The 2469-nt window shown below is 36.8% G+C and carries 1 protein-coding gene and 1 tRNA gene; both read right to left on the reverse strand.

Annotated elements, in window-relative coordinates:
- Window positions 1-21 precede the first annotated feature (21 nt).
- Window positions 22-1722 (reverse strand): peptide-N-glycosidase F-related protein, encoded by a 1701-nt coding sequence (locus AC1DND_RS25685; RefSeq protein WP_477585395.1) that lies wholly within the window; start codon window positions 1720-1722, stop codon window positions 22-24.
- Between the two features lie 470 nt (window positions 1723-2192).
- Window positions 2193-2276: transfer RNA gene (locus tag AC1DND_RS25690), tRNA-Leu, on the reverse strand.
- Window positions 2277-2469: the final 193 nt, after the last annotated feature.

A 2469-nucleotide genomic window follows, 5' to 3' on the forward strand; every position in this document is an offset into this window, starting at 1 on the left:
ATATTCTAGTTTGAGATCAGTTTATTGCGTTATCAAATAGGCCGATACATAATACTTACTATCTGTTTTTTCAAATTCGGCCTCGGGGATAGATATTTTTAAAGTATGCTTTCCTTTCGCCAAAGGACCGAGGTTAATAATACGTGTAGGTACCGGGCCACCTGGGCACCATGAACGACGTTCTTTGCTAATATCACCGAAATAAATACCATTAGGTTGAGTGTTATACATCTCAAACGGTGCACAATTTTGGCTCATTTCTAATCGGGTATATTCTTTACCGTCTAAATCTACTACATGTTCTCTCCAATTGTATTCTTCTCCACCTTCGGCTGCTCCATGTCCTGATGAAATGACATAAAGAGTTGTCGTTTTAGTGTCGTTCGCTAATTCGAAGCTTACTTGTTTGCTGTTTTTACCAGCAGCTTTATCTTTACCATCTAAACTATAATAACTTAATAATGAAATTCCTTTTTGTGCAGGCAAATCCTTCATTTTATCGCTGATTAGATCTACAGACACATTAAAAGTTAGTAACGAGCCATCGCAACCGATTACCTCACGCTGGCCGGCACCAGTTGTACCAAATACCTCGGTCAATAAATAAACATCCTTTCCGCCCTGTTTTATCGTACTAACCATTTGGTCTATTTGTGCTTCGTAAGGAATATGGTCTGGTTGACGGGTACGGTACATAAACGGTGTCATGATTCTTAAAAGTTCAAATTGCTCACCTTTTTCTAAATTAAATTGTTCACCTTTTGGCATAACAACCAAGGTTAGGTGGCCAATTCTATCATAATTATCGCAGCCTGATTTTATACTAACCTTTATTTTTAATGTTTTACCAATTTTATCTATTTCGGCTGCACTAAGCTGACGCAAGTACTCGGCATTACTGATGCGTGTTATACCTTTAGCCACCGGCTGAGTTACCTTTTGTGCATAACCATCATAAAAATCGACATTTGTTAACACATTAATAGTTACTTGCTTCTCTGCTAACTTAGCTAAGGCAGTTGTGATCTCTTTACCCAGCGCGGCGTTTTTTTGTTTGGCTGGCAGTCGATCAAAAAATTGTTTTGCTTTATTGGCATCGAAAGCAGAACCATCAGTGCTTACATACATTAACAACGCCTCGGCAGCATAAGGTTTGGCTATATTTTTAGATAAAAATTCCGACAATTGCGCAAGTTTCAGGTTTTTCACACTATCTATCTCCGCATCAACATTTTTCCCGCGAACGGTATCTTCGGCTTTTACCCGTCYTTTTTTCCAACCAAGCAAACGTAATGATGTATCTAACTTCAAATATGGTTTTTTAAAGATCATGTAATCATTATTTACCACAGATCCACTTATGATGGATTTACGCAAATAGCCTTTTGCACTAACATTTACCAACCCTTTAGAAAGATACAGACTCAACGAATTAGGATCGGCTGCTGCATTTGGTGAAGTATTTGGCTTAGTAAATTGTAAAGAAGCTTTAATATCTATATCGGCTACGTCTTTAAAACTGAATTTATTGTTTTTGATTATTGCACTATCTAAAACCTCTTTTCCATTTTTATAAAAGGTAAAATAAATCGCCCGATTGGCCGAATCGTAACTGGGTAGATTAACCGTTCCCTGTAATTGGAAAGGAACATCGGTGTTTTTTTGTGCCATTAAACCTGTTGATGAAATGGCAATTAATAAGAGCAATAGATATTTTTTCATTTGTTTAAATATTGTGTTTCTTTTGCGATGAAGCAGTCATGATTTTTCACTAGTGTTTTATTTCGCTTTTTAAGTTTAAGAACTCGCAAGCTCGGTTTAATCATTACGGTGTGATTTTGAAAATCATGATGATTTCATATTTAAAATGGTTTACTTGTCCTTTTCTACAATAATCCAACCCAGCTTCTTTCTTCCATGGCTTCGGCAAATATGATAAAAAATCAAAAGTAAATCCTCTGTTATTTTAGCTAAATATGATGCAAAATATGCCAATGTAGGAGCAAACAGATAGCGACCAGAAAAATGAATAGTGATAAACTTAAAAATGGCCGTAGGTACTCAGATAAAACGAGCTCATCAATAATAAAACAAAAAAATTGGCTACACTGATTTCATTGGTATCAAAAGATATCATAAAAACAACAAAGCCTCAACAATAAACATGTTAAGGCTTTAAGTTTTACACTATGTACCCAAGAGGAGATTCGAACTCCCACACCCGTACGGGCGCCAGCCCCTCAAGCTGGTGCGTCTACCAATTTCGCCACCTGGGTTTGTGCTGCAAATATAATTTAATTTTAGATTTTAAAAAGTGTTTAAATTTCTATTTTTAAGCCATCATACGCCAGTCTGATATGAACTGGCAAGTCTTTTTCCACATCAGCATGTTTACCCAGATTATGACTGATGTGTGTAAGATAAGTGGTTTCTGCACCTACCCTTTCCGCAAAGGCGATGGCCTCGCCT

This window comes from Pedobacter sp. 01N416, from assembly GCF_056399685.1.